This is a genomic window from Acetobacter sp. P1H12_c, assembly GCF_018811975.1.
GTDB classification, from domain to species: domain Bacteria; phylum Pseudomonadota; class Alphaproteobacteria; order Acetobacterales; family Acetobacteraceae; genus Acetobacter; species Acetobacter persici.
Genome location: NZ_JACRVR010000006.1, coordinates 52,996 through 79,299, shown reverse-complemented (window position 1 = coordinate 79,299; position 26,304 = coordinate 52,996). Strand labels below are relative to the sequence as shown.

Annotated in this window: 25 protein-coding genes; 15 read left to right on the top strand and 10 right to left on the bottom strand. The window is 59.1% G+C overall.

Features of this window, described 5'->3' with window-relative positions; genetic code table 11:
• Positions 1 to 43: 43 nt before the first annotated feature.
• Positions 44 to 436 (bottom strand): hypothetical protein, encoded by a 393-nt coding sequence (locus KP699_RS06135; RefSeq protein WP_025828350.1) that lies wholly within the window; start codon positions 434 to 436, stop codon positions 44 to 46.
• 412 nt (positions 437 to 848) lie between these two features.
• On the opposite strand from KP699_RS06135, the gene KP699_RS06130 reads away from it, so the two are divergent.
• The 6 genes from KP699_RS06130 to KP699_RS06105 all read left to right on the top strand — a co-directional run bounded on the left by KP699_RS06130 (position 849) and on the right by KP699_RS06105 (position 7,461).
• Positions 849 to 2,228, top strand: a complete 1,380-nt coding sequence (locus KP699_RS06130) for a class II 3-deoxy-7-phosphoheptulonate synthase (protein ID WP_086655064.1) — start codon at positions 849 to 851, stop codon at positions 2,226 to 2,228.
• Positions 2,229 to 2,335: 107 nt separating this feature from the next.
• Positions 2,336 to 3,538, top strand: a complete 1,203-nt coding sequence (locus tag KP699_RS06125; protein ID WP_086655063.1) for a nicotinate phosphoribosyltransferase — start codon at positions 2,336 to 2,338, stop codon at positions 3,536 to 3,538.
• Positions 3,535 to 3,951 carry a hypothetical protein gene (locus KP699_RS06120; protein ID WP_077931301.1) on the top strand — a complete coding sequence of 139 codons (417 nt, stop codon included), beginning with the start codon at positions 3,535 to 3,537 and terminating at the stop codon, positions 3,949 to 3,951. The genes KP699_RS06125 and KP699_RS06120 overlap by 4 nt, the downstream gene beginning before the upstream one ends.
• Before the next feature lie 60 nt (positions 3,952 to 4,011).
• A complete protein-coding gene (gltX, locus tag KP699_RS06115; protein WP_215761978.1) occupies positions 4,012 to 5,343 on the top strand; it encodes a glutamate--tRNA ligase in 1,332 nt (443 codons plus the stop codon).
• Positions 5,344 to 5,379: 36 nt separating this feature from the next.
• The gene (locus KP699_RS06110) at positions 5,380 to 6,027 is read left to right on the top strand and encodes a nicotinamidase (RefSeq protein ID WP_252346830.1); all 648 of its coding nucleotides are present in this window, start codon (positions 5,380 to 5,382) and stop codon (positions 6,025 to 6,027) included.
• Between the two features lie 153 nt (positions 6,028 to 6,180).
• Positions 6,181 to 7,461 (top strand): lipoprotein pyruvate-formate lyase, encoded by a 1,281-nt coding sequence (locus tag KP699_RS06105; protein WP_215761977.1) that lies wholly within the window; start codon positions 6,181 to 6,183, stop codon positions 7,459 to 7,461.
• 165 nt (positions 7,462 to 7,626) lie between these two features.
• Here the strand turns inward: KP699_RS06105 and ilvC are convergent, their stop codons facing one another.
• The 4 genes from ilvC to miaA all read right to left on the bottom strand — a co-directional run bounded on the left by ilvC (position 7,627) and on the right by miaA (position 12,162).
• Entirely contained in the window at positions 7,627 to 8,646 is a 1,020-nt protein-coding gene (gene ilvC / locus KP699_RS06100) for a ketol-acid reductoisomerase (protein ID WP_077931821.1), read from the bottom strand.
• 57 nt (positions 8,647 to 8,703) lie between these two features.
• Positions 8,704 to 9,222 carry an acetolactate synthase small subunit gene (ilvN, locus tag KP699_RS06095; RefSeq protein WP_025828340.1) on the bottom strand — a complete coding sequence of 173 codons (519 nt, stop codon included), beginning with the start codon at positions 9,220 to 9,222 and terminating at the stop codon, positions 8,704 to 8,706.
• Positions 9,223 to 9,292: 70 nt separating this feature from the next.
• The gene (gene ilvB, locus KP699_RS06090) at positions 9,293 to 11,107 is read right to left on the bottom strand and encodes a biosynthetic-type acetolactate synthase large subunit (RefSeq protein WP_212354129.1); all 1,815 of its coding nucleotides are present in this window, start codon (positions 11,105 to 11,107) and stop codon (positions 9,293 to 9,295) included.
• Between the two features lie 38 nt (positions 11,108 to 11,145).
• Positions 11,146 to 12,162, bottom strand: coding sequence for a tRNA (adenosine(37)-N6)-dimethylallyltransferase MiaA (gene miaA / locus KP699_RS06085; protein ID WP_215761976.1), 1,017 nt, complete (start codon positions 12,160 to 12,162; stop codon positions 11,146 to 11,148).
• A 30-nt stretch (positions 12,163 to 12,192) separates the two neighbouring features.
• On the opposite strand from miaA, the gene serB reads away from it, so the two are divergent.
• A complete protein-coding gene (serB, locus tag KP699_RS06080; protein WP_086655058.1) occupies positions 12,193 to 13,086 on the top strand; it encodes a phosphoserine phosphatase SerB in 894 nt (297 codons plus the stop codon).
• Between the two features lie 36 nt (positions 13,087 to 13,122).
• Positions 13,123 to 13,317 (top strand): hypothetical protein, encoded by a 195-nt coding sequence (locus KP699_RS06075; protein ID WP_077931294.1) that lies wholly within the window; start codon positions 13,123 to 13,125, stop codon positions 13,315 to 13,317.
• Positions 13,318 to 13,343: 26 nt separating this feature from the next.
• Here KP699_RS06075 and KP699_RS06070 read toward each other — a convergent pair whose 3' ends face one another.
• The 3 genes from KP699_RS06070 to KP699_RS06060 form a co-directional block, all read right to left on the bottom strand.
• Positions 13,344 to 13,700 carry a zinc ribbon domain-containing protein YjdM gene (locus KP699_RS06070; RefSeq protein ID WP_215761975.1) on the bottom strand — a complete coding sequence of 119 codons (357 nt, stop codon included), beginning with the start codon at positions 13,698 to 13,700 and terminating at the stop codon, positions 13,344 to 13,346.
• 117 nt (positions 13,701 to 13,817) lie between these two features.
• Entirely contained in the window at positions 13,818 to 14,075 is a 258-nt protein-coding gene (locus tag KP699_RS06065; RefSeq protein WP_215761974.1) for a hypothetical protein, read from the bottom strand.
• Between the two features lie 84 nt (positions 14,076 to 14,159).
• Positions 14,160 to 15,173, bottom strand: coding sequence for a mitochondrial fission ELM1 family protein (locus KP699_RS06060; RefSeq protein WP_215761973.1), 1,014 nt, complete (start codon positions 15,171 to 15,173; stop codon positions 14,160 to 14,162).
• 56 nt (positions 15,174 to 15,229) lie between these two features.
• Here KP699_RS06060 and KP699_RS06055 point away from each other — a divergent pair, with 56 nt between their 5' ends.
• The 4 genes from KP699_RS06055 (at position 15,230) to KP699_RS06040 (ending at position 20,560) form a co-directional block, all read left to right on the top strand.
• On the top strand, positions 15,230 to 16,474 hold the full coding sequence (locus KP699_RS06055; protein ID WP_215761972.1) for a DEAD/DEAH box helicase: 1,245 nt from the start codon (positions 15,230 to 15,232) through the stop codon (positions 16,472 to 16,474).
• Between the two features lie 54 nt (positions 16,475 to 16,528).
• Positions 16,529 to 18,421, top strand: coding sequence for a DUF4422 domain-containing protein (locus KP699_RS06050; protein ID WP_215761971.1), 1,893 nt, complete (start codon positions 16,529 to 16,531; stop codon positions 18,419 to 18,421).
• Positions 18,422 to 18,427: 6 nt separating this feature from the next.
• Entirely contained in the window at positions 18,428 to 19,405 is a 978-nt protein-coding gene (locus KP699_RS06045) for a glycosyltransferase (RefSeq protein ID WP_215761970.1), read from the top strand.
• 120 nt (positions 19,406 to 19,525) lie between these two features.
• Positions 19,526 to 20,560, top strand: coding sequence for a succinylglutamate desuccinylase/aspartoacylase family protein (locus KP699_RS06040; RefSeq protein ID WP_215761969.1), 1,035 nt, complete (start codon positions 19,526 to 19,528; stop codon positions 20,558 to 20,560).
• Positions 20,561 to 20,611: 51 nt separating this feature from the next.
• Here the strand turns inward: KP699_RS06040 and glyA are convergent, their stop codons facing one another.
• Positions 20,612 to 21,901, bottom strand: a complete 1,290-nt coding sequence (gene glyA / locus KP699_RS06035; RefSeq protein ID WP_215761968.1) for a serine hydroxymethyltransferase — start codon at positions 21,899 to 21,901, stop codon at positions 20,612 to 20,614.
• Between the two features lie 181 nt (positions 21,902 to 22,082).
• Between glyA and KP699_RS06030 the strand changes: the two genes are divergently transcribed.
• The 3 genes from KP699_RS06030 to KP699_RS06020 all read left to right on the top strand — a co-directional run bounded on the left by KP699_RS06030 (position 22,083) and on the right by KP699_RS06020 (position 25,591).
• Positions 22,083 to 23,540, top strand: coding sequence for an amino acid permease (locus tag KP699_RS06030; protein WP_025827134.1), 1,458 nt, complete (start codon positions 22,083 to 22,085; stop codon positions 23,538 to 23,540).
• A 153-nt stretch (positions 23,541 to 23,693) separates the two neighbouring features.
• The gene (gene hemB / locus KP699_RS06025) at positions 23,694 to 24,698 is read left to right on the top strand and encodes a porphobilinogen synthase (protein ID WP_215761967.1); all 1,005 of its coding nucleotides are present in this window, start codon (positions 23,694 to 23,696) and stop codon (positions 24,696 to 24,698) included.
• 161 nt (positions 24,699 to 24,859) lie between these two features.
• Positions 24,860 to 25,591: an arginyltransferase gene (locus KP699_RS06020; RefSeq protein ID WP_215761966.1), complete on the top strand. Its 732-nt coding sequence runs from the start codon at positions 24,860 to 24,862 to the stop codon at positions 25,589 to 25,591.
• A gap of 78 nt (positions 25,592 to 25,669) precedes the next feature.
• Here the strand turns inward: KP699_RS06020 and KP699_RS06015 are convergent, their stop codons facing one another.
• The gene (locus KP699_RS06015; protein ID WP_215761965.1) at positions 25,670 to 26,215 is read right to left on the bottom strand and encodes an Imm42 family immunity protein; all 546 of its coding nucleotides are present in this window, start codon (positions 26,213 to 26,215) and stop codon (positions 25,670 to 25,672) included.
• Positions 26,216 to 26,304 lie beyond the last annotated feature (89 nt).

Sequence of the window (26,304 nt, the reverse complement as noted above, 5' to 3'; positions counted from 1 at the left end):
GCACAATTTTCCGCACAGGCAGGCTTCAAACCCTCCGGTCACGTCAGCGCGGTGTAACCCAGCCGTTCCCGGTCGCGTCACCCATCTGGCCGGAACCATAAGGGCCGCTGCTTTCATAGGCAGAACCATAACGGGACAGGTCAGAGCCGGTCACGGCATCACGATGCACTTTTGCCAGATGGTCCGGGTCCGCACCGTGGTTGAATTCCATGGACGGCGCATCCTGATAGCCCGGCGGGAGGCTACGGTGACCATGCACAGTCTTCTTTTCAGCCGATTTCTGGCCGGACTGGGAAGAGGCATCATCCCCGAAGGAAATATTGTCATCAGGCGTCAGAGCCGGGTCAGCATAGGCAGCGGACAGCCCCGTAGCCAGACTGAACCCAAGGCAAAGCCCGGTGAGCAGAAGTAAAGACGGTTTACGCAGCTGCGCCATTGCGCGTCACCCCGCGAAAAAAAATGAACCCTAACCTGCACTCAGAGATCTGGCGCGGGCGACAAGCAGCCAGTATCGCACCAACCCACGAAAAAATCCAATCAGCTTTCATCACGAAACAGTCCGCCGATCCTGTGGGCTGCCCCGCTGGCTATCCTGCTGGAAACAGAGGGAAACCGAGAACCCCACGCCCCTTTGCGGTAGCCATACCCCAGCAACACGGGGGCCATTCCTCATGCGCAATACGTATTGCAGTCATTAAAGAACAGCACCATTTAACCCTAACAAAATTTGCGTATTGCGGCGGTTTTAGACATAAAGTCACGCCCTCACGCTCACTGAACGTGTAAGGGCCTTTCTTTTTCCATCCGGCCTTCCCTTTTATTCAAGAATGAACAGACAGGATCGACCTATGAGTGCCTCGCTCAACCAGCCCCACCCGACGTCTAAAGCCTGGATGCCGGATAGCTGGCGGTCGTTTCCGGTCCGGCAGATGCCCACCTATCCGGATCAGGAGACTCTTAAAGCGGTTGAAGGCCGCCTGAGTTCCTACCCGCCGCTGGTTTTTGCCGGTGAAGTGCGCCGCCTGCGCGCACAGCTTGCCAAAGCCGCCAAAGGGGAAGCCTTTGTTCTGCAAGGCGGTGCCTGCGCGGAAAGCTTTGGGGAATTCAAGGCGGACGTTGTGCGCGACACATTCCGTGTCCTGCTGCAAATGGCGGTTGTGCTGACCTTTGGCGCAAAAGTGCCGGTGATCAAACTGGGCCGTATGGCCGGGCAGTTCGCCAAGCCACGGTCTTCCGATACGGAAACGCAGGGCGATGTGACGCTTCCGTCCTACCGCGGCGATATCATCAACGGGCCGGAATTCACGGAAGAAGCCCGCATCCCTGACCCGCTGCGGATGGAAACCGGCTATTTCCAGTCCACCGGTATCCAGAACCTGCTGCGCGCCTTCTCCCGCGGGGGCTATGCCAACCTGCATGAAGTGCATCGCTGGAATCTGGGCTTTGTGGAACGCTCACCGCTGGCCGACCGCTACCGCGTGATGGCCGAACGGATTGGCGAGACGCTCTCCTTCATGCAGGCCTGCGGGATTGACGCCGCCTCCGCCCCGCAGGTGGATGAGACAGAATTCTATACCTCTCATGAGGCTCTGCTGCTGCCGTATGAGCAGGCTCTGACCCGCATCGATTCCACATCTGGCGAATGGTATGACTGCTCTGCGCATTTTGTGTGGATCGGGGACCGCACCCGCCAGCCGGACGGCGCGCATGTGGAGTTCCTGCGCGGTGTGCGCAACCCCATCGGCATCAAGGTTGGCCCAACTACCTCTATCGAGGATCTGGAGCAGCTTCTGGAAATCCTGAACCCGCAAGATGAAGCCGGGCGCATTACCCTTATCTCCCGCATGGGGGCGGAAAAGCTGGGCAACCACCTGCCGCAGCTTATGCGGGCGGTCAAAGGCACGGGCCGTACCGTGACCTGGCTGACAGACCCGATGCACGGCAACACCATCTCCACCTCTCACAAGGTGAAGACGCGCTCCTTTGATGCCATCATGAAAGAAATCAAAGGCTTCTTTGATGTCAGCAAAGCCGAGGGCGTCCATGCAGGCGGCGTGCATCTGGAAATGACAGGCCAGAACGTGACGGAATGCGTCGGGGGCGCCAACTGCCTGACGGAAGATGATCTGGGCAGCCGGTATGAAACCTTCTGTGACCCGCGCCTGAATGCGGAACAGTCTCTGGAAATCGCGTTCCTACTGGCTGAGGAACTGACGGGCAAACGCTGAGCGCTGCCTGACGGGTCTCTTCATCACAGAACCGGGGGGTGTCTTTACCGCACCCTCCGGAGAGACCATGATCCGTGCACCTAAAACCGGAACGGAGCGCTGAGAGCATGACGCATTCCCCCAAAGGCACGGATGCGCCCGGCCTGACGAACGCCTACACATCGGCCCCGCTGGCTGACGCCACCATTCATGCGCGGACGGATTCCTACTTCAATCGCACGCGGGAAATTGTCTCCCATTTTGGCGATGCGCAGGTGACGTATGCCTTCTTCATCCGTCGTCCGGTTATTTCCGCACCGGGGCTGATGCTGGAGTGGCTGAAAAACGTCATGGCCGAACGCAACAGCCCCTATTCGGTTGATCTGGTTCACCCGGAAGGCGACTGGGTCGGCGCGGGTGAACCGCTGATGTACATCACCGGCTCCTTCACCCATCTGGCGGATCTGGAAACGCTGCTGCTGCAAAAGCTCGGCAGCCCCTGTGTTGCGGCGCACCGTGCCTATCAGATTGCCATCTCCCTGCCCCAGACGAGGTTTCTGGCGATGGATGCCCGCCACTGTGCGGGCTTTGAAATGCAGGAACTGATGGCCTACGCCGCCTCTGTTGGCGGACGTACCGCACAGCGCGACGGTGCTATCGGTTTTGTCGGCACCGCGAATGATGCCGTAGCCCCCTTTTTCGGCACGCAGGATGGCGCGGGCACCATGCCACATGCGCTGATTGGCTATGCAGGCTCAACCGTGCGGGCTGCCGAAATGTTCCATGAGATGTATCCAGAGGCGACACTGGTCGTGCTGGTGGATTATTTCGGGCAGGAAATTACGGATGCTCTGGCCGTTTGCCGCCGCTTTCCGCACCTTGCGGCGGAAGGCCGACTGGCCGTGCGGCTGGACACACATGGCGGCCGCTTTCTGGAAGGGCTGAACCCGCAACTTTCTTACGCCGTGCTCGACCGGCACGCACCGGAGTCGTTACGCCGCTACCGCTCAGATTCAGAACTGCGCTATCTGATTGGCACCGGCGTTTCCGCCGCAGCGGTCTGGCGGATGCGGGATGCGCTGAATGAGGCCGGTTTCCCGCAGGTGAAAATTATCGCCTCTTCCGGTTTTGGCGTCACCAAATGCGCCTGTATGGCCGATGCCCGTGCGCCAATTGACATTGTTGGCACCGGATCTTTTATCCCGGACCGATGGAACGAAACATACGCCACAGCCGATATTGTCTCCTACAACGGCGTGGAACGCGTAAAAATCGGACGTGAGTTTCTGCTCCCGTCCGCACAGAAGACACAGAAAGGCAAAGAGGCATGACGGAAACCTCCCCTCCCGAGGATAAAACATGGCGCGTGCGCATTATGGATCTGTCCGGCGGTGCGGAAGATAATATTTCTGAAGAAGTCGGCGGGTTTCATGACCTTGCCCACGCCAACGCCTTTGCCCGCACCTATGTGCGGGACAGTGTGGAACGCTGCCGCATGCCCGGCTCCTCCGCCAAGGACGTGCTGACGGCATGGATGAGCTTTGGGGAAGATGCGCTGGTGATCGACGCGGGCGAAAGTGGCTGGCACTCCGCGAATGAACTGGATGATTTTGCCGCCACCCGCGCCACCCCCATGGAACGGGACTGGCGCGCTCTGGACCCCCGCCGTCTGGTGGAAGATGAGGATGCGGACGAGGACCTGCCCGGTGCCAGGGATGAGCCGGAAGAGCCCTCCTTTCACTAATCCTGTCTTCCACTCCGGCGGAGGCTGGTATTTCCCCTCTGCCCACGGCATAGAGACCCTATGAAGCTTCGTTTTGCGCCCAGCCCCACCGGCATGCTGCATGTTGGCAATGCCCGTCTTGCTCTTGCCAATGCCCTGTTTGCCCAACGCAACGGCGGCAGCTTTCAGTTACGTATTGATGATACGGACACAGAACGCTCCCGCGAGAGCCATGTGGAAGCCATCCAGACTGATCTGACATGGATGGGCATTACGTGGGACGAAACCTTCCGCCAGACGGACCGGCTGGACCGCTACGCGCAGGCCATCAAAAAGCTGAAGGCCTCTGGCCGCCTCTACCCCTGTTTTGAAAGCGAGTATGAACTCGCGTCCAAGCGGGAAACCCAGATCCGCCAGCGTCGCGCCCCGGTGTATGACCGCGCCATGCTCAAGCTGACCCCAGAACAGCGGGCATCTGCGGAAGCAAACGGGAAAGTCCCTTACTGGCGCTTTAAACTCTCGGATACCGTCGTCCACTGGCGCGATCTGGTGATGGGGGACTGTCAGGTCAAACTCCCCTCCGTGTCCGACCCTGTTCTGGTCCGCACCGATGGCACCGTGCTCTACACACTGGCCTCCGTGGTGGATGATCTGGAAACAGGTGTGACCCACATTATCCGGGGTGAAGATCACGTGACCAACACGGGTGTTCAGCTTGATATTGCGGAAGCACTGGGTGCGCGCCCGGACCATTTCCGGTTTGCACACCTGCCGCTGCTGCTGGATGAAAACGGGGGCAAGCTGTCCAAACGCTTTGATGCGCTCTCCCTGCGCACCCTGCGGCAGGACGGGATTGAGGCCGAAGCCCTGATTTCCTATCTGGCGCGTCTGGGCAGCTCGGATGATCCGGTTCTGCTGCCGTTTGCCGAACAGGCCGCAGTCTATGATATTTCCCACATCTCCCGCTCTGCCGCGCGGTTTGACACCCACCAGATGCTCGGGCTGAACCACAAACTGCTGGGCCAGTTGCCATTTGAGGCGGTGAAAGACCGCCTGCCGGAGGGCGCAACGGAGGCTTTCTGGCTGGCCGTACGCGGTAATCTCGACCTGCTTTCTGAAGCCCGGCTGTGGCACACCGTGACGGATGGCACGCTGATCCCGCCGGTGCAGGAAGAGGGGCAGGATTTCCTGAAACAGGCCGCTGATCTGCTGCCTGCGGAACCGTGGGACACCACGACATGGAAGACCTGGACAACCGCCCTGCGTGAGCAGACAGGCCGGTCCGGCAAAGCGCTGTTCCATCCGCTCCGCCTCGCGCTGACGGGTGAGGAACAGGGGCCGGAACTCAGAGACCTGCTGCCTTTGATTGGCCGTGCCCGTACCCTGTCCCGTCTGGTACCCGGCAAGGCCTGAACTTCTTACCCCATAAAGCAGGAGAGAGTGTGCGTCATGATATCTGGCTCCCCCTCTCTCCGGCACACAACCCCGCACCACAGGATGGGCCTGACACCCGGCCCCGCTGATGCGTTGCTGATTATTGATGTGCAGAATGATTTCCTGCCCGGCGGCGCTCTCGCCGTGCCGGAGGGAGACGCCATTCTGCCGGTTATCCGGCAACTGACCCCTCTCCCCTTTGGTCTGATTATCACCTCGCAGGACTGGCACCCGGCACAGCATGTCTCTTTTAAGACAGCGACACCGGCTGGCCCATGGCCGCCCCACTGCGTGGCCGGGACGCAGGGGGCCGCGTTGGCGGCAGACCTGACGGTACCCGCAGATACACTGGCGGTTTTCAAGGGCACGCTAACGGATCAGGACAGTTACTCGGCGTTTGGCGGAGCAGATGCACAAGGCGCGTCTCTGGCGGCGCTGTTACAGCGCCACGGCATAAACCGCGTTTTTCTCTGCGGACTGGCGCTTGATTACTGCGTGCAGGCCTCTGCACTGGACGCGCGCAAGGCTGGTTTAGAAACTGTTGTGCTGACAGATGCCTGCCGGGGCATTGCGCATGATCTCACGCCTGCTCTTACCGCCCTGCAGACCGCAGGCGTAATACTCTGCACATCGCAGGATCTTGCACCCGATATCCGCAACTAGAAACGCTTCCGGTCCCGCAAAAGGCTTCCGGTTGGGGCATACAGCACTGAAGATTACTCCGTTTCCAGTTTTCTGACCGTGACAGCCCCCGGAACATCAGGCACTCTTTTCGTCAGTTGTGATCAGAACAGTGTTCGATAGTCCGGAAACCGCATGTTACCGCCTTTATCCCGCCGCTCTTTTGGTCTTGGCCTGACCGGTCTGCTGGCCCTCCCGCGCAGTGCGGGGGCCTCAACGCCTATCATGACATCGGATGTGCCGCCGCCCACGCTGGAAGTCCTGAAATGGGCACCCGCAACACGCGCCGCCCTGCAAACCGTTATGGACGCACACGGCCATTATGCGGAAGGATATGACCCCAACCAGCGCCCCTACGCCGTGTTTGACTGGGACGAGACAGCAATTGTCGGCAATGTGCAGGAAACGCTGTTCCACTTCATGCTGGAGCATTTCAGCTTTCTGCTCCCCGCCGAACAGTTCCGCCATCTGCTGCATGTTGGCGGCTCTGAGCACCCGCTGACCACGCAGTTTAAAAATCTTGCTGGTCAGCCCATTATTTTTTCCGAGCTGATACAGGATATTCTGGAAGATTACCGCGCCCTCGCCGCGCATTACGGGCATATGCCGCACCCGCTCCCGCGTGAGGAACTCGCGGATGATCCCGCGTTGCAGGCTTTCCGCGCCCGTATGGCGCTTTATCATCAGGCCTTGCGCGCCATGCATGGGGAGGAAGCTGCCCAGCGTGGCCTGATCCGCCTGCTGGCAGGCCAGACCGTGCAGGATGTTGTGGCCCTGACCCGCGCTGCGAATGAAAGCGCCCTCGGCCAGTCCATAGAGCGCGTGACATGGAAAAGCCCGGCCACCCGCCCCGGCAGAACCGGCCCCCTCAGCGTCACCCTCACGCAGGCGCTGCGCCTGACGCCGGAAATGGCAGACCTGTTCCAGATTTTGCAGGAACAGGGGATAGACCCGGTTATCTGCACATCGTCACTGGAAGAGAGCGTCGCTATTTTCGCAACTTCTGCGGAATATGGCTATAATTTACGCCGCGAGCATATTTTTGGCGCACGGCTCAGCCAGCACAAAAGCGTCTATGCCGCAACGGAAGAAGCCAATTACCCATTCCCGTTCGGGGTTGGGAAAACCGCTATCATCCACACCCATATGGCCCACCGCAAACAGCCGCCACTGATCATTTTTGCAGGCGAGGATAGTTCCGGCCATCTGCTTTCCGCCTTCCCCCAGACCCCGCTCTGCTGCCTGATTAACCGCAAACAGACAGCGGATATGCAACCTTTTCTGCAAGACGCCGCCAAACAACGGGGCACATCCTCCCCGCGCTTTGTTCTGCAAGGGCGTGATGAAAATACTGGCGAGTGGCGGCCTGACGAAGCCAGTATTTTTCTCGGCGAGACCAGCCCGACACTCCCGTAAGGCTCGCGTTTGAAAATCCATCCGTTGCCTCAACAGCTTTTCCAGTCTGTCGCACGAAATTTTTCAAATAGCCTCAGCAAGCGTGATCCCGCGCCATAGAAAAAGGGCCTGCCGGAACAAACCGGCAGGCCCTTTTTTAAAGACACCCAGAAACTGGCTGGCTTTTTAGTTCTTGGTTTTGTCAACCAGACGGGATTTTGCAATCCACGGCATCATGCCACGCAGCTTTGCGCCAACGGCTTCAATCTGGTGCGCATCGTTACGGGCGCGCGTTGCCTTGAAGCCGACATTGCCGGACTGGTTTTCCAGAATGAAGTTACGGACAAACGTGCCGTTCTGGATATCCGTCAGAATGCCTTTCATGGCCTTCTTGGTTTCCGGCGTAATCACGCGCGGGCCGGACACATATTCACCATACTCAGCCGTGTTGGAGATGGAGTAGTTCATGTTGGCGATACCGCCTTCATAAATCAGGTCCACAATCAGCTTCGTTTCGTGCAGGCACTCAAAATATGCCATTTCCGGAGCGTAACCGCCTTCAACCAGCGTTTCAAAGCCAGCGCGGATCAGTTCGACCAGACCACCACACAGAACAGCCTGTTCACCAAACAGATCGGTTTCAACTTCTTCCTTGAAGCTGGTTTCGATCACGCCTGCACGGCCACCGCCGATGGCAGAAGCGTAGGACAGAGCGATATCCAGAGCGGAACCGGATTTATCCTGCGCGATAGCCACGAGGCAGGGCACGCCACCACCACGCTGATATTCAGAACGCACCGTGTGGCCGGGGCCTTTCGGGGCGATCAGGAACACGTCCAGATCCGGGCGGGCTTCAATAATACGGAAATGGATTGCCAGACCGTGTGCAAAAGCCAGAGCAGCACCCTGCTTCAGGTTCTTTTCCAGAGAGTCCTTATAAAGAGCGCCCTGCCCTTCATCCGGCGTCAGCACCATCACAACGTCAGCCCATGCAGCCGCTTTATCCGGCGTCATGACCGTAAAGCCAGCCTGCTGTGCCTTTTCAATCGCGGAAGAGCCTTCACGCAGGCCGATCACGATTTCCTTAACGCCACTGTCCTTCATGTTGTTGGCGTGGGCGTGGCCCTGGCTACCGTAGCCAATAACAGCAACTTTTTTGGATTTGATCAGATTCACGTCGGAATCGCGGTCGTAATACACACGCATTGTCATATTGCTTTCTTCCTTATTCTGTCAGAGCGCGCACGCCCTGCTCTTTCACCTTCAGAGGGACTGAATCGTCTGGGGTCCACGGCAGATTGCAGCGACTCCGGTACGGGAGACCTCAACCAGCCCAAGCGGACGCATCAGCTCGATGAAACTGTCAAGTTTGTCGGTGGAGCCTGTCAGTTCAAACACGAACGACGTCGCGGTTGTGTCCACCGCCCGCGCGCGGAACGCCTGCGCAATGCGCAGCGCCTCGGTGCGGGGTTCGCCGGAGGAGACGACTTTGATCATCGCCATCTCACGCGCCACATGCGGGCCTTCCGCCGTCAGATCCACCACGCGGGAGACAGGCACCAGACGCGCCACCTGCGCCTTGATCTGGCGGATATCAGCCAGACTGCCAGTCGTGACGATATTGACGCGGGACTGCACGCCATGTTCATCCACCGGAGCCACAGTCAGGCTCTGGATATTATAGCCACGGCCGGAAAACAGGCCGACAATGCGGGCCAGCGCCCCGCTTTCATTATCGACCAGAAGAGAGATGACCGCAGAGCCGGGAGCTTCCTGCTGCATTGAAAAACTTCCTGAAAACACGCCAGAACACGCCGTGTGCCTCACACGGCAGAGGAGAAAGGTGGGACGATCAGACGAGCATCATGCCCTCACGCGTGACTTTCGCGTCGCGTCCTTCCTGTTCCGGGCCAAGGATCATTTCATTATGGGCCGCACCTGAGGGAATCATCGGGAAGCAGTTTTCCCCTTCCGTCACGCACAGATCCACCACCACCGGACCATCATGCTCAAGGGCGGCACGAATGGTATCATCCAGTTCCTCCATGCGCGTTGCCCGCAGGCCTTTTGCGTGGAAGCTTTCCGCCAGTTTTACAAAATCCGGCAGGGCATCACTATAGCTTTCGGAATAGCGGGAGCCGTGCAGCAGTTCCTGCCACTGGCGCACCATGCCCATATAGTGGTTGTTGATAATGAACAGCTTAACCGGCAGACGATACTGCGCGATGGTGCCCAGTTCCTGAATATTCATCAGGGTGGAGGCCTCACCAGCAATATCCAGCACCAGTGCGTCCGGGTGCGCAATCTGCGCGCCCACGGCGGCAGGCAGGCCATAGCCCATGGTGCCCAGACCACCAGACGTCAGCCAGCGGTTCGGCTCATCAAACCGGAAATACTGCGCCGCCCACATCTGATGCTGCCCGACTTCCGTTGAGACATACGTATCCCGGCCCGTTTCACGCGCCAGTTCATAAATCCGGCGGATGGCCTGCTGCGGTTTGATAACGGCGTCCGGCGCCTGATCCTGCGAGAACCGCAGGCAGTTGAGCGCACGCCACGCCTCAATCTGCTCCCACCAGGCCGCCAGATCAGCCTGATGCGCATAAGCGGGTTCTTTTTCCCACTCTTCGATCATCATTTCGATAATGCGCCCGGCATCACCCACAATCGGCTGATCAACAGGGATGATCTTGTTGATCTGGGAAGCATCAATATCCGCATGGATCTTGAAAGAGTCAGGGGAGAACGCATCCACCCGGCCCGTCACGCGGTCATCAAACCGGCTGCCCAGCGCAATGAGAACATCACAGCCGTGGGTTGCCAGATTGGCCTCATACATACCGTGCATGCCCAGCATGCCCAGATACTGCTTATCATTCCCCGGATAAGCCCCAAAACCCATCAGCGTGCAGGTAATGGGGAAGCCCGTCAGCCTGACCAGCCTGCGCAGATTTTCACAGGCTTCCGGGCCAGCGTTGATCACGCCGCCCCCGGTGTAGAACAGCGGACGACGCGCCTTTTTCATGGCGGCAACCGCACGTTTTACGGCCTCACGGTCCGGCTCTGCCGTGCCTTTGGCAACACGCATCTGGGTCTGGCTGGCGGCAACATACGGTGCATCGCCCACCGTGATATTTTTCGGCAGGTCAATCAGCACCGGTCCGGGGCGGCCGGAGCGGGCAATGGTAAAGGCCTCATGCACTGCCGGGGCAAGATCTTCCGGGCGGCGCACCAGATAATTGTATTTGGTCACCGGGCGGGTAATGCCTGTGGTATCCGCTTCCTGAAACGCATCATTGCCAATCAGGGAGGACGGCACCTGCCCGGACAGGCAGACCAGCGGGATGGAATCCATCAGCGCGTCCAGCAGGCCAGTGACGGCGTTGGTCGCACCGGGGCCGCTGGTAACCAGCACAACACCCACCTTGCCGGTGGAGCGGGCATAGGCTTCCGCTGCATGCACAGCCGCCTGCTCATGCCGGACAAGCACATGACGGATACGGTTCTGCTTAAACAGGGCATCATAAATCGGCAGCACAGCACCGCCGGGATAGCCGAAAATAACCTCCACACCCTGCTCATCTAACGCGCGCATAAGCACTTCCGCGCCCGGAAGGGTCTGCGGTTTCTGTGCATCGGGTGCTGAGGAGGCGGTCTGCGGTGTCATCTTATCCTGTTCTCCCATGGAAGGGCTGGGCCGCATCTTTAGGGAACCTGCGCACCAGCGTCAATCCCGGAAAGAATAAAAGAAATAATTTCGTGCCATTTTCTTTCCGAAAATTTCTCAAAATCCGGCATACACATATCAAGATCATATGTGAGACCGGATTGTGTCAGGGCGTGATGCGTAAACCACGTCGCCTGACGCCGCGTATAACGGCCAGTTGCAAGGGTCGCGAGGCGGATCGCCTCCTCTTCCGGGATCTCGCCGCGCAGCATAGCCGCAAGCTCCGGCACACCATGCGCCCGCATGGCAGGCAGAGCTGGGTCCAGTTTTTGTAATAACAAAGCGCGCACCTCGTCCACCGCGCCCTGCTGCATCATGGCCTCAAACCGCAAAGCGATTCTGGCGCGGAGGTCTGGCCGGGGCGGCAGCAGGCGCAACGCCACAAACCGGCACGGCGCAGGCGGCAGCCCCGGCTGAGCCTGCCACCATGCCAGACTGCGGCCCGTGCCGCGCCACACTTCCCACGCGCGGGAGACACGTTGCGCATCAACCGGTTGCAGGCGCGCCGCCATGTCCGGGTCAACCTCGGCCAGTCTGGCATGCACGGCGGGCGCCCCTTCTTCCGCCACCAGCCTGCGGGCCTCCGTCCGGGCGGCTTCCCCACAGTCCGGAATTTCCGCCAGACCATCTGTCAGGGCGCGCAGATACATGCCCGTCCCGCCGCACAGAATGGGCAGACGGCCAGCAGCCCATGCCTCCTGCATGGCGGCCAGCGCCTGCGTACGCCACCAGGCCACGCTGCCTTTTTCCGCCGCGGGCAGCACCCCATAAAGCCGGTGCGGCACGCTCTGCTCGTCGTCGGCACCCGGACGCGCTGTCAGCACATGCAGATCCCGGTAGACCTGCATGGAATCCGCATTGATAATCGTGCCACCGAATTCCCGCGCCACGGCAAGCGCCAGAGCAGATTTGCCCGAGCAGGTCGGGCCGGCAATAATCAGGGCCGGAGGGATCAGGGCTGCGGGTTGGGTTGTCTGGTCTTCCGCTTGCTTCATGCAGGCATTCCTGTCACACACCGATCTGAAATGATGAGCTTTGTTCTGACACTTGTCGCACAACGCGACGCCACCACCCTTGATAACGCCACCATCGCCCTTGCGCGCGATACGCTGGACGGCGCACGGGACGTCACCCTTCTCTCACCGGAAGAAGCGGTGGATATCCCCTGCCCTGCCACAGCGGCGGAGCGCCTGCCTGCCCTGCATGCTGCGCTGGAAGGCCGAGCGATTGATGCGGTCCTGACACATCAGGCCAGCCGACGCAAACGCCTGCTGGTCTCTGACATGGACAGCACCATCGTCGCGAATGAAACGCTGGATGATCTGGCGGCCCACGCAGGCATTGGCGAAAAAATTGCCGCCATTACCACCCGCTCCATGAATGGTGAGCTGGATTTTGCCACGGCTCTGCGGGAACGCGTAGCTTTGCTCAAAGGCTTTCCCTCCGCTTTGCTGGAAAAAGCATGGAACGATGTCACGCTGAATGAGGGCGCAAAAACCCTCGTGCAGACCATGCATGCCCACGGGGCCCATACGGCTCTTGTGTCTGGCGGATTCACCTTCTTCACGGCCCGCGTAGCAGGTCTGTGCGGGTTTGATGAAGACCACGCCAATACGCTGATACTCGATGATGCACAGGGCGTTCTGACCGGCGAGACCGGCCACCCGGTTCTGGGGCCGGACACCAAGCTGGCCCTGCTGGAGCGTCTGGCGGCCGAACGCGATATTCCCGTCGCGGAAACACTGGCCATCGGGGATGGCGCGAATGACCTGCCGATGCTGAAAAAAGCCGGGCTGGGGCTGGCCTTCCACGCCAAGCCGGTCGTGCGCAAAGCCATTGCAGCCCAGATCAACCAGACGTCTCTCAGGACAGCCCTGTTCGCGCAAGGCTACCCGGCATCGGCTTTTTCAGGCACATAACGCAAAGACCAGCGCCCGAAGGGAGAAAACCACACCATGCAGCTTGACCCGCGTGATTTTTCTTCCTTCCCCATTGTCCGCATCATTCTGGTGATTATCGGCTGCGCCCTGATGGCCTACTGCGTTCAGTATTATCTGGTACTGCCGCCGGACTCGCCGGAGCACGTCATGCGGCATGTGGCTGCCCTGATTGTCGGCACGCTCATTCTGCTGGGAACAATCTGGGTTTAAAAAGGGCGGGCTGCCCCGCCCTGCCCTCAGGACTTCTTTACAAATTCAGATTTCAGGTTCATGGCCCCGATCACGGGGATCTTGCAGGCAATGTCATGCCCGTCCCCGCCATCTGTCAGGCGGATACCTTTTACTTTCGTGCCGCCTTTGACCACCAGAGATGATCCTTTGACCTTCAGATCCTTGATCACGGTCACAGTATCTCCATCCGCCAGCACATTGCCGTTCGCATCCCGGATTTCTGCAACGCCATCCACACCGTCCGCGTCTGCGGCCTGATCCTGCTGGCTCCATTCATGCCCGCACTCCGGGCAGATCCACAATGCGCCATCCTGATACGCATAGGCGGAACTGCATTTGGGGCACTTAACATTACTATCCATAATCAACCTCGTTGTTATGGTCCTGTCCTAAAGCACGGATAACGCGCGGCTCCTACCCCTGCGCCTGCCGGGCAGACAGCACCGGCAACAAAAAGAGGGGCGGCTTTCAGACTTTATTTACTGCGTATCGGACGTCCGGCCCATCCACAGCCAGAGGACAAGCGGCGGGATAAAAAAATACAGCGCAACAGCAACAATCAGCAGCCGTAATTCAAACATCAGGTCGGTATGCAGCACACCCCGACAAAAAATGTTGGCAAGGCCAAGCATAAAGGCCACGCAGACAAAACCACCCAGATTGGCCAGAAAGGACCGTCCGGCATTAATCTGCACAAGGGTTCTGAACACCACGCCACCGGGTTGCTGCTTGTTCATGGCTTTTCCTCTGGTTCTGCTTTGCCTGTTTCTCTTAAGCGCCCGCGGGCGGGAAGTCACTGACCGATCTGCGAAACACAGCCCCTAGAATCCCAGCCGACGGTGCATCTCCGCGATAAGCTCCGGCGTATCATCCAGCGGAGCCGCAACCCACGGTGTCAGTCTCTGTGCCGGGCTTTCCGGCTCCAGCATACGAATACGCCCGGCGGCTTCCAGCCCTTGCAAAAAGCGGGTAATGCGCCGGGACCGGCCCGGCAGAGGAAAAACAAATACGCTGGCTGACCCGGCCACGGCTTCGGACACCATGGAGACGCTATCCATCGTCACCACAAGCGTATCCGCACAGGCTACCAGCCCCTGATACGGGTTATCGCCCTCCCCGTTCCAGACCGTGCCTCCGGCTCCTTCCACCAGTTCAGTCAGCACCCGCAGAGCCTCCGGGTCCGTCCGGCGGGAGGGGGTGACAATCAGGCTGCCGCCCTGCGCCGTTACGGCCCCCGCCAGCAGCGTGCCCAGCCGGTGCGCTTCCGGCACACCAAATGTAAAACGCCCGTTGGAACCACCGACCAGCCCCGCAATGAGCGGGCGCGGCAGAGCCGCAAACCGGGGGGCCCAGTGCGTACGGGCCTGTGCCAGCACCTCCGGCGTCAGACCGTGCAGGGCTGTACGCCCGAGCAGAACATTGGGGCCGGTAATCTCATCATGATCACAGGCCACAATCAGATCAAACCGGTCCAGAGACTGGCGCGGGTTCTGCACCTGCACCACAGGCCGACGCCCCGGTGCGCGCAAAGCCGCACCGACTGCCCCCCCTTTACCGCCAATGCTGATCACCACATCCGCCCGAGCCAGATCAGCCATGCCTGCCAGCCGCGCCCCGGAAGCCGTGCGGAGGAAAGGCCGGGCCAGAACCTGCGGTCCGGCCAGCATCAGCCGCGCCAGACGGGACGGGCTGACCGCCTGAAAACGGCTTTCCCACCCCGCACGGCCTGCCAGCCCGAGCGCCTGAGAACGCATGCCAGCAAAATCTTCCCCTACCACCAGAGCAGAGACAGGGTTTGAACCCGGCACCTTTCCGGCATATACGTCTTCAGCCATCAGGCTCCCCTGCTTTTTTCTCGTTTCACACCCGGTCAGGACGGATACCACACAGCATGTCCAACAGCTTTGAGGCAATGGGCCTTCTGCCGTCTTTGTGCACATGGGCCGCACAGGCTGGCATGGAAGAGCCAACACCCATCCAGCAGGCCGCCATTCCAGCAGCCCTCGCCGGGAAAGATATTCTGGCCATTGCCCCTACAGGCACGGGCAAAACGGCAGCATATGCCCTGCCCATGCTGCAACAGCTTCTGGAAAGCAAACGCGAGCAGGACGTGCTGGTCATGGTCCCGACGCGAGAACTAGCCTTGCAGACGGCCCGCGTTTTCAGAACCTGTCTGGGCCTGAAGGCCGACAACTCCCGCCAGAAAGCTGGCAGCATTGCCGTTATCCCGCTCTATGGCGGTGCAGACCGTGCGCATCAGGCCGAGCGCCTGCTGCATGATGGACCGCGTGTGCTGATTGCCACCCCCGGACGCCTGCTGGACTTTGCCGATGGCGGAGAAATTCTGCTCGCCTCCTGCACCCGCGTCGTGATGGATGAAGGGGACCGCCTGTTCTCCCCTGAATTTTTTGAGGAAAGTGCGGCCATTGTCAGCCTTCTGCCGCCTGTCCGGCAGACGCTGTTCTTTTCCGCCACCCTGCCGGATGCCCTGAAGCAGACCGTGCAGCAGCTCCTGCGACGGCCCGAAGAGATCCGGATCACCCGGTCGGCTGAAAAACGCGGGCCGATCCGTCAGGGCGCCGTCTTTGTGGAACCCGCGCAGAAAACCGGCTTCCTGCGGCAGTTTTTTATGCGCGACCGCACCAACCGCGCCATTGTCTTTGTCAAAACCAAAGCCGAAGCTGATCTTCTGGCTGCCACCCTCAAAAAAGCCCGTATTCAGGCAGCCCCTCTGCATGCCGATCTGTCTCAGGCGCAGCGCAACGCGACCGTCGCCAGCTATGCCGAAGGCAAGCTTATGGTGCTGGTGGCAACCGATATTGCGGCACGCGGGCTGGACCTGCCTGCCGTGAAAACCGTGGTGAATTATGACCCGCCGGATCAGCCGGAAGCGTATCTGCACCGTATTGGCCGCACAGGCCGCGCAGGCCAGACCGGCTCTGCCCTGACACTCTGCGCGGCGGCGGAACGCAAGAAGCTCCGGCAGATTGAACTCGGGGCCTCGGTGCGCCTGCGTATTCTCTCACAGGATCAGGCCTTGCCGGACGCCACCGGAAAGGATGCCTCTGGGCAGGATGCCGCCCCCCGCGCACCACGCAGCGGAAAACCTGCCCCCCGCCGCCCATCTGCCTCTTGAACACGGCCCCAAAAGAGTGGACCATAACGCCATGATCTGCACAGAGAACGCCCGATGAGCGCCAGCCAGCCCGGCTTAGGCCCGGTTCATATTTATGTCTGCCATCATGCTGCGGGCATTGCGTTTGAAGATGACGTCTTCCGCCCCATTCAGGTTGGTCGTGCGCTTGCCACCACCACTCTGCCAATGCGCGGGGATGACACCGGTGACAATATTTCCAGCAAAAACCGGGAATATTGTGAGCTGACAGCACTCTACTGGGCCTGGAAAAATGACCCGGATGCCGCGTGGATCGGCTTCATGCATTACCGGCGCTTTCTGGACTTTGCCTGCACAGGGCTGAAGACTGACCAGTTCGGCTGTATCCCTCTGCCGGACATGACGCCCCAGACCCTCAAACAGATGGGCCTGAACGCCGCCACGGTCCGTAAGACGATTGAAAACACACCGGACGCCTGCGCCATTCTCCCCGAGAAATGGTCTGTGCGGAATGTCGGCTTCACCTCCTTCTACCAGCATTATGTGGAAGCCGATTACCACTTCGCGCATGACCTCGCACTGACGCGGTCCGTTATTGCCGACCTGTATCCCGATGATCTGCCCGCGTTTGATACAGTCATGGCAGCGGATGAAGGCTACTTCACCAACGTCTTTATCTTCCGGCGGGACCTGTTTGACACCTATTGCGCGTGGCTCTTTGCCATTCTGGCAGAAGTGGAACGCAAAGCCGATCTGACCAATTATTCCGCTCAGGCACGCCGCATTTACGGCTATCTGGGGGAGCGGCTGTTCAATGTCTTCATGGCCTCGCCCCATGTGCCTAAAACGGGCGTGATTGAACGCGCGCGCTGCTTTTTTGAAAATACCAAAACCGGCAAGGAAGTTGTCCTTCCCAAAAGCCCTGCGGCCCCAGCGGCAAACACTGTCACCCTTGTTACCGCGGCGGATGAAAACTTTGTGCCGCATCTGGCCGCTCTGCTGGAATCCATCAAGGCGTCCTTCGACCCTGACCGCTTTCTGGACCTGATTGTGCTGGATGGCGGCATCCCGCCGCTCAAACGCAATCTTCTGCGGCGGCAGTTCCATATGGGCCTGCCTGCCAGCAAAGGCAGCCTGACCTTTCTGGACTGCCAGCATATGTATCGCGGCATCAGCACGCATATGCATTTTTCACCGGCGACGTTCTACCGGCTCTCGCTGGGACAGCTTCTGCAAAACCATAAGCGTGCCCTCTATATTGACTGTGACACCATTGTTCTGGCCGACCTGTGCCGCCTGTGGGACACCCCTCTGAACGGCGCCGTCATTGGAGCCACGCCTGACCTGATCATGAAGAACTTCGTAAAGGCCGGGATCCGCTCCATGGAAGAAACGGGCGCCCTGCCCGCCAGCCAGTATCTGAGCGAGTATCTGGGCCTGCAAGGCCGGGGCGATGCGTATTTTCAGGCGGGCGTGATCCTGTTTGACCTTGACGCCTTCCGGGCCGCCAATATTTCCGACGCTGCCATCAAAGACCTCAGCAACCGGCGCTACTGGTTCCTTGATCAGGATATTCTGAACAAATATCTGATCGGCAAAGTGAAAATGCTGGATACGTCCTGGAACTGCGTCAACAGCATCCGCGAGATCTTCCCGCACCTGAATGCCGACTGGCGCGCCAAGGTTCTTGAAGACCTCAAAGACCCCAAAATTGTGCATTACGCCGGGTATGAAGCCAAACCCTGGAACAACCGCCGCGCACCGCTAAGCTTTTTCTACTGGTACTTCCTGCGCAGAACCTTCTGGTATGAATCCGTCTTTAATGGTGAGGCCGGACCGGGGGATGACCCGGCCCCCTTCCGCCACAGCCTGCTGCGCCGCGTGCTGACACGTGGCTGGCATCTGCTCCCCCACCCGCTGCGCAGGCCGTTGTCCGGCGTGGCGTCCCGCCTCAAACAGGCGCTGTAAACCCACATGCCCCAGCCCCCCTCCACGCCGGCAGGACACACGCCGTGCACGGTGGCAGCCGTTATTGTCACCTGTAACCGGCTGGCCATGCTGAAAACGGTTCTGGACCACACGCTTGCCCAGAAGTTTTCAGCCGTGGTGGTGGTGAATAACGCCAGTCAGGATGGCACACAGGACTGGCTGGAAACCCAGACAGACCCGCGCCTGCATTGCCTGCATGAAACCGTCAATAGCGGGGGCGCTGGCGGGTTTGCGCGGGGCATGGAGTATGCTGCGCACCACACAGACTGTGAATGGATGGTCTGTTTTGATGATGATGCCTGGCCGCAGCCTGACGCCCTGAGCGTTTTTCAGTCCCTGCCTCTGCCCCCTGCAGTGGGCGGCGTGGCCGCGGCGGTCTATTTCCCCGGTGGCGCGGTCTGTGACATGAATCGCCCCGGCCTGAACCCCTTTACCAGCGGGCGCGGCCTCCTGCGCCTTCTCAAAAGCCGCAAACCCACCTTTGCCATTGACCCGTCCATCTACCGGCAAAACAAACCTCTGCCCGTTGATTACGCCTCTTTCGTCGGCTTTTTTGTCCGCTCGGATCTGGTGCGCGGCCCGTTGGGCCTGCCACAGACAGACCTGTTCATCTACGCGGATGATACCCTCTACGCGTGGAAATTACGCTGTCTGGGCCGCAAAATCCTGTTTGTTCCCGCCGTTCGTTTTAATCATGACTGCAAGACAACCGTCAGCTTTGCGCGCAACCGGTGGAAAATTTACTACATCGTGCGGAACAGGATTCTTTTTTACAAAAAAATTGCGGGCGGCCTGTTTCTGCCTTTTGCCCCCCTGCTACTGCTCAGTATTCTGAAACTCTACTGGAAAAACCGGACAGTCCCGCATATCCGGGCACTCATGCTTGCCGGGCTACGGGACGGGTTCCGTAACGATACCTCACGCAAACATCCCAGCATTGTGACCCTTGCCGGCGAGTCCTGAGAGCGACGGGATTGCAGCATGAGCCAAGGGAGATAATACTTCCCTCGCCATGCTGTGCCTTACCCCCTCATCTGGCGAAAGCGCCCCCCTGCCAAACCCCATAACAGGCTGGGTTTCGTCATGAGTTGTGCGTCCCGTCGCCAGAACACGCAACAGGGACGCATCCGTCTTCGTACGCTTTCAGAAACACTGCCGCCACCCCAGCTTCCGCTGCCGCGGTTTGAAATCGCCTTACCGCCACCTGACCTCAGCCGCTGGCAGGAGGGCAATTGCGGGGTTCCCGGCGCTTATCACTTTGAAGCCTCTCACCCTGGCCCGCATGTTGCCATCACCGCCCTTATGCACGGCAATGAATATAGCGGGGCCTGCGCGCTGGCTCATCTGCTGAGGCAGGAAGTGCGACCGGAACGTGGCCGCCTCAGTCTGATTTTTCTTAATCTGGCGGCTTTTGCACGATTCGATCCGGGCCGCCCCACACTCTCCCGCTTTATTGATGAGGATATGAACCGCCTGTGGGAGCCGGGGCTGATGGCCTCTGGCCATACATCCTATGAGATGGAACGCGTACGCGCAGTGGCCCCCATTCTCAATACAGTGGATGCGTTGCTGGACCTGCACTCCATGCTCTGGCCTGCCGACCCGCTTTTTTTAAGTGGCCTGACAGAAAAAAGCTGTGCGCTGGCCACGGCACTCGCCACCTTCCAGCCGCCCCCGCCTCTTATTGTGCAGGATAGCGGGCATGAAGAAGGCCCCCGGCTGATTGATTATGTGCGCTTTGCCTCCAACCGCACAACGGCCCGGGCCTGCCTGCTGGAGGCCGGGCAGCACTGGCAGCCCGAAGCCGCGACACTGGCTCTGAATGTCTGTCAGACGTTTCTGGAGCAGATGGGCACCGTCTCGCCCAAAAATCTTCGGTCCCCCTGCCGCCAGAAAACCCGGCAGGTCACGGTGACAGATCATGTGCTGGCCTGCACGTCCCGCTTTGTTTTTGCGAGGCCCTTCCGCAGCGGGGAAGTCATTAAAAAAGCAGGGACTCTTCTGGCATTTGACGGATGTGAAGAAATCCGCACCCCGTATGAGAACTGCCTGCTGGTCATGCCCAACCTCAGGCCGATGCGCGGGCATACAGCCGTCAGACTGGCCCGCTGCACCTGAAAACATCCCTCCGGAGCCTGAGCCGAAGCCCGGCCCCGGAGGGATTTTGTTTTAGCGATTATAGATCGGGAAGCGGGCGCACAGCGCACGCACACGGTCATGCACAGCGTTTTCAACCGCTGCATCGCCTTCCCCGCCAGACGCAGCCAGCGCGGTCAGTACTTCGTCAATCATTTCACCAATCTGGCGGAATTCCGCTTCACGGAAGCCGCGCGCCGTGGCTGCCGGGCTGCCCAGACGCACGCCAGAGGTAATGGCAGGCTTTTCCGGGTCAAACGGAATAGCGTTTTTATTAGCGGTAATGCCTGCGCGTTCCAGAGCATGCTCGGCGGCCTTGCCGGTCACTTTCTTGGGCCGCAGGTCAACCAGCAGCAGGTGAGAGTCCGTCCCACCCGTCACGATATCAAAGCCGCGTTCCACCAGAACTTCCGCCAGAACATTGGCGTTTTTCTGAACGGCTTTCTGGTATTCCTTGAATTTCGGCTCAAGCGCCTCGCCAAACGCCACGGCCTTACCGGCAATAACGTGCATCAGCGGACCACCCTGCAGACCGGGGAAGACGGCGGAGTTGATCTTTTTGGCCAGCGCTTCATCGTTGGTCAGGATCAGCCCCCCACGCGGGCCACGCAGCGTTTTATGCGTGGTGGACGTCACCACATGCGCGTGCTCAAGCGGGTTGGGATAGAGGCCAGCAGCCACCAGACCAGCAAAATGAGCCATATCGACCATCAGGAATGCGCCAACTTCATCCGCAATGCGGCGGAAGCGGGCAAAGTCGATGATCCGCGGATAGGCAGAGCCACCAGCCACAATCAGGGTGGGCGTTGTCTCGCGGGCCAGACGTTCCATTTCCTCATAGTCCAGCAGGCCATCTTCCTTGCGGACGCCATACTGCACGGCATTGAACCACTTGCCGGAATAGTTCGGGGCGGCCCCATGCGTCAGGTGGCCACCGGCCGCAAGGCTCATGCCCAGAACGGTGTCACCGGGCTTGGAGAGCGCCATGAACGCGGCCTGATTGGCGTTGGCGCCAGAGTGCGGCTGCACGTTGGCAAAACCAGCCCCAAACAGCGTTTTTACGCGCTCAATAGCCAGTGTTTCAATTTTATCGACCTCGGAGCACCCGCCATAATAGCGGCGGCCGGGATAGCCTTCCGCATATTTGTTGGTCAGCACGCTGCCCTGAGCCTGCAACACGGCTTCAGACACCATGTTTTCGCTGGCAATCAGTTCAATGCCGTCCTGCTGCCGCTTCAGTTCACTGGCAAGTGCGGCCGCAACATCCGGATCCGTCTTTGTAACCGGCGCGTGAAAGAAACGATCCAGATCCGTCTGGCTCATCAGGAGCTCCTCATTTATCTCGTTCAACCGCCCCGTTACACTGTCCTATGAAATGCCGGGCCGTTCGTTACGTTTAAAACACATCTTGCTAAGAGAGACACTCTAGCCTCTCTATGGGACGAAGACCACCAATTGCTCTATACGTGGTTTTGTTCACGGTCGAGACAGGAGAGAAAACTCTATGACGCAAAGGCCTGCATCTTCCGCAGCGTCATTCCTTACGCGCTGCATGCCTTTAGACAAGCTGGAAACCTCGCAGGGTCTTAAGCGTGTTCTTGGTCCGGGTAGTCTTGTTGCTCTTGGTGTCGGGGCGACCATCGGCGCTGGTCTTTTTTCTCTGACAGGCATCGCCGCGTCTGAAAATGCCGGACCAGCCGTTATTCTCTCCTTCCTGATCGCCGCGATCGCCTGCGGATTCGCAGGGCTGTGCTATAGTGAACTCGCCAGCATGATCCCCATTGCCGGCAGTGCCTACACCTATGCGTATGTTACGCTGGGGGAACTGATGGCGTGGATTATCGGCTGGGATCTGGTGCTGGAATATGCCGTAGGGGCCGCCACGGTGGCGGTCAGCTGGTCACGCTATGTGGTCTCTCTGCTGGATTCGTGGGGGCTTGTTCTTCCACCACGCCTCACAGCCTCACCGTTTGAAACCGTGCAGATGCCTGATGGTAGCGTAACAGCCGGGCTGATGAACCTGCCCGCCGTCTTCATTATCGGGCTGGTGTCCTTCATTCTCATCCGGGGTATTTCCCAGTCTGCCAAAGTCAACGCCATCATCGTTGTGATCAAACTGCTGGTGATTGCAGCCTTCATCGGCTTCGGGCTTTCCTATATCAACCCGTCTAACTACCACCCGTTCATTCCGCCCAATGATGGCACGTTCGGCCATTATGGCTGGTCGGGCATCATGCGGGCCGCGGGCACCATCTTCTTCGCCTATGTCGGGTTTGACGCCGTTTCCACCACGGCGCAGGAAACCAAAAATCCGGCGCGTGATATGCCCATCGGTATTCTCGGCAGCCTGCTGGTCTGCTCTCTGGCGTATATCGCCTTCTCCTTCGTCATGACCGGTCTGGTCAATTACAAGGATATGCTGGGCGATGCCGCACCCGTGGCCACCGCCATTAACCGCACGCCCTACCACTGGCTCCAGCTTGCCGTAAAAATCGGGATTATCTGCGGCTTTACCTCGGTGCTGATGGGCATGCTGCTTGGGCAGAGCCGGGTGTTCTTCGCCATGTCGCGCGATGGTCTGCTGCCGCCCATGTTCAGCCGCACGCATCCCAAATTTCAGACGCCCTGGCTGTCCAACATCTTCTTTATGGTGATCACCTGCCTGCTCAGCGCCTTCCTGCCTATTTCTGACCTTGGGCACATGACGTCCATCGGCACGCTTCTGGCGTTTGTGCTGGTCTGTGCGGGGGTGATGGTCCTGCGCCGCAAATCCCCCGATGCGCCGCGCGCCTTCCGCGTGCCGGGCGGGGATATTATCCCGGTGCTGGGGATCATCTCCTGCTCCGCCGTCATGGTCTCACTCGACAAGCTGACATGGATCCGGCTGATCGTCTGGCTGGCCATCGGCATGGCCATTTATCTTGGCTATGGCCGCTACCGGAGCGTTCTGGCGCGGTCCTGACCCCCGCGCGCATGGGGTTGCATAACGCGGGGAGCGGCGCATACTCCCTCCCCGCTGTTCACCCCCGTCGGGTTTCTGCCTGATCCGGCCGCGCATGCTCCTGTGCCCGGCCAGTTGATCCGACCCGCCCGACACGCAATGGAGATCCCGCCCATGCTGGCTGGTCGCTTCCCTCAGGCCCGCCCTCGCCGTAACCGGTTTGATGATTTCACGCGCAGACTGGTCGCTGAATCCTCTCTGGGCATCAACAATCTGATCTGGCCAATCTTCTTTATGGAAGGCACCAACTCCGTCACGGATGTTGCCTCCATGCCCGGCGTGCAGCGCGTCACGCTGGACCGGCTGGCCGCCCATGTGGAGCCTGCCGCCAAACTGGGCATTCCGGCTCTGGCCCTGTTCCCCATCACGCCGTCAGAAGCGCGGAATGAAACCGGGTCCGAAGCTCTGAACCCGGATAACCTGATGTGCCGGGCCGCCCGCCTGCTGAAAAAAGAATTCCCCAATGTCGGGCTGATCGGGGATGTAGCGCTCGACCCCTACACCAGCCACGGCCATGACGGCATTATCCGTGATGGGTATGTGGTGAATGATGAGTCCGTCACCATTCTCTCCCAGCAGGCTGTCAATCAGGCCGCCGCCGGGGTGGATATCCTCGCCCCGTCCGACATGATGGATGGCCGTATTGGCAGCTTCCGCACGGATCTGGATAAAAACGGGTTTGTTGATACCCGCATCATGTCCTATGCCGCCAAATACGCCAGCGCCTTCTACGGCCCGTTCCGGGACGCTCTGGGCTCCGGCAACCTGCTGAAAGGCGATAAAAAGACCTATCAGATGGACCCCGCCAACAGCGATGAAGCTCTGCGTGAAGTGGAGATGGATATTGCTGAAGGGGCCGACATGGTCATGGTCAAACCGGGCATGCCGTATCTGGATATTATCCGTCGGGTGCGGGACACGTTTGCCGTGCCGACCTTCGCGTATCAGGTGTCCGGAGAATATGCGATGCTGATGGCCGCCATCCAGAATGGCTGGCTGGACCATGAACGCGCCGTGATGGAAAGCCTGCTGGCCTTCCGCCGCGCCGGAGCACATGGCATGCTGACCTATTTTGCGGTTGAAGCCGCAGAACGCATCAAACAGACCTACGGCGTCTGAACAGAGCCGCCGGGGCTTTATGCTCCGGCTTCCGCCTGCATCGCCGTTCTGTGAAACATCCGTTTTGCTGAAAGGGCGTGCGATGCAGGCGGTGCTGCTGTTACAGTCAGGCAGGCCGTGTTTCCGCACCCGGCCCGCCACCCTTATCCCGGACAGGACGTATGGTTTCCACACTGCGACAGCCGCAGTTTTTCTACACAACACCGCCCCAGCCCTGCCCGTATCTGCCGGGCCAGATGGAGCGCAAGGTGATTGCGGATCTGGCTGTCCCCAACGCGGATGCCCTGCATAACCGCCTCTCCCGCGCGGGTTTCCGGCGCAGCCATACGCTGGCTTATACGCCGGTGTGCGAGACCTGTTCCGCCTGCACGCCTATCCGTGTACCTGTGCAGCGTTTTGAACCAGACCGTACGCAACGGCGTATCCTGCGCCATAATGCGGACCTGCATGCCTACGGCCTGCCGCCCGTGACCACGCCAGAACAATATGCCCTCTTCCGCCGCTATCAGGCGGCCCGCCATACAGAGGGTGACATGGCCACCATGACCGCGGACGACTACCGCAACATGGTGGAAGATACCCCCGTAGAAACAATGCTGTTTGAATTCCGCACGGATGATGGCGAGCTGATGATTGTCAGCCTGATTGACCGGCTGGAAGACGGACTTTCCGCAGTTTACAGCTTTTATAATCCGGACCTGCCCCGGCGCTCGCTCGGCAGTCTGGCAATCCTGTTCCTGATTGAGGAAACCGCCCGGCTGGGGCTGCCGCACCTGTATCTAGGCTACTGGATTCAGGAAAGCCGGAAGATGTCCTACAAATCCCGCTTTCGCCCTGCCGAAATCCTGAGGCATGGTGTCTGGCAAATATTGAAGACGCCGCCGCTGCCATGAGTATCAACCGCCTTTTTTGAAAGGCTGATCCTTTGCCTTATTGCCTGTCAGGCAGCGCAACGGCAAAGAAAATTCAGATTACAGCGCTGCTTTCTCAACTTCCCTATCATGAAGATTTTTTAAATATTCATAAATTTTACGAAAAGCATGATCAATGCTCCCATCATCAAAGACTAAACCAGAAATCTTGTGATCCTCTGATTTACAATAAACAATTTTTGTTTTCCCGTTATAGGAAACGGCAAAAATCTTAGTGCCCAGCATAGATTGTACATTTATGGATATTGAAAAATCGCCAGCAAAAACATTTTCGTCAATATATTGAAATAACTCCTCATTATCTCCATAAATCGCATCATCAATCAGCGCAAAAATACGCTCGTATGCCATATCATAAAGTGTTTTATTTATTCTCTTTTCTTTAGACTCAACAATATACTCAGATATATACAGTGCATCTCTTAAAGAAACACCGCCATACCGGCTCCCAAAATCCTGCCCATCAATTCTATAAAACAACTCTCCATTGAGCCATACGCCGCAATAGTGCTCATCAAGTTGCGTGACGATGCAAAATCTATCCCAGTCTCCAAATAGTCTTACCTCCCCTGCGCCCTCTAACATGTCTTACCCACTTTCAGAGCATGTCATCTGACGAGAGAAGAAAGCAAAGCGCGAACACAATCTCCCTGCCGCGGACGGAGCGCAGAGCG

Coding starts and splice junctions, on each gene's coding strand:
- KP699_RS06055 (WP_215761972.1), top strand. CDS start 15,230: ATGTCCAACAGCTTTGAGGCAATGGGCCTTCTGCCGTCTTTGTGCACA.
- KP699_RS06050 (WP_215761971.1), top strand. CDS start 16,529: ATGAGCGCCAGCCAGCCCGGCTTAGGCCCGGTTCATATTTATGTCTGC.
- KP699_RS06075 (WP_077931294.1), top strand. CDS start 13,123: ATGCAGCTTGACCCGCGTGATTTTTCTTCCTTCCCCATTGTCCGCATC.
- KP699_RS06045 (WP_215761970.1), top strand. CDS start 18,428: ATGCCCCAGCCCCCCTCCACGCCGGCAGGACACACGCCGTGCACGGTG.
- KP699_RS06070 (WP_215761975.1), bottom strand. CDS start 13,700: ATGGATAGTAATGTTAAGTGCCCCAAATGCAGTTCCGCCTATGCGTAT.
- KP699_RS06030 (WP_025827134.1), top strand. CDS start 22,083: ATGACGCAAAGGCCTGCATCTTCCGCAGCGTCATTCCTTACGCGCTGC.
- gltX (WP_215761978.1), top strand. CDS start 4,012: ATGAAGCTTCGTTTTGCGCCCAGCCCCACCGGCATGCTGCATGTTGGC.
- KP699_RS06040 (WP_215761969.1), top strand. CDS start 19,526: ATGAGTTGTGCGTCCCGTCGCCAGAACACGCAACAGGGACGCATCCGT.
- hemB (WP_215761967.1), top strand. CDS start 23,694: ATGCTGGCTGGTCGCTTCCCTCAGGCCCGCCCTCGCCGTAACCGGTTT.
- KP699_RS06120 (WP_077931301.1), top strand. CDS start 3,535: ATGACGGAAACCTCCCCTCCCGAGGATAAAACATGGCGCGTGCGCATT.
- KP699_RS06015 (WP_215761965.1), bottom strand. CDS start 26,215: ATGTTAGAGGGCGCAGGGGAGGTAAGACTATTTGGAGACTGGGATAGA.
- miaA (WP_215761976.1), bottom strand. CDS start 12,162: ATGAAGCAAGCGGAAGACCAGACAACCCAACCCGCAGCCCTGATCCCT.
- KP699_RS06065 (WP_215761974.1), bottom strand. CDS start 14,075: ATGAACAAGCAGCAACCCGGTGGCGTGGTGTTCAGAACCCTTGTGCAG.
- KP699_RS06125 (WP_086655063.1), top strand. CDS start 2,336: ATGACGCATTCCCCCAAAGGCACGGATGCGCCCGGCCTGACGAACGCC.
- KP699_RS06020 (WP_215761966.1), top strand. CDS start 24,860: ATGGTTTCCACACTGCGACAGCCGCAGTTTTTCTACACAACACCGCCC.
- KP699_RS06135 (WP_025828350.1), bottom strand. CDS start 436: ATGGCGCAGCTGCGTAAACCGTCTTTACTTCTGCTCACCGGGCTTTGC.
- ilvN (WP_025828340.1), bottom strand. CDS start 9,222: ATGCAGCAGGAAGCTCCCGGCTCTGCGGTCATCTCTCTTCTGGTCGAT.
- KP699_RS06130 (WP_086655064.1), top strand. CDS start 849: ATGAGTGCCTCGCTCAACCAGCCCCACCCGACGTCTAAAGCCTGGATG.
- KP699_RS06105 (WP_215761977.1), top strand. CDS start 6,181: ATGTTACCGCCTTTATCCCGCCGCTCTTTTGGTCTTGGCCTGACCGGT.
- ilvC (WP_077931821.1), bottom strand. CDS start 8,646: ATGCGTGTGTATTACGACCGCGATTCCGACGTGAATCTGATCAAATCC.
- glyA (WP_215761968.1), bottom strand. CDS start 21,901: ATGAGCCAGACGGATCTGGATCGTTTCTTTCACGCGCCGGTTACAAAG.
- KP699_RS06110 (WP_252346830.1), top strand. CDS start 5,380: ATGATATCTGGCTCCCCCTCTCTCCGGCACACAACCCCGCACCACAGG.
- ilvB (WP_212354129.1), bottom strand. CDS start 11,107: ATGACACCGCAGACCGCCTCCTCAGCACCCGATGCACAGAAACCGCAG.
- serB (WP_086655058.1), top strand. CDS start 12,193: ATGATGAGCTTTGTTCTGACACTTGTCGCACAACGCGACGCCACCACC.
- KP699_RS06060 (WP_215761973.1), bottom strand. CDS start 15,173: ATGGCTGAAGACGTATATGCCGGAAAGGTGCCGGGTTCAAACCCTGTC.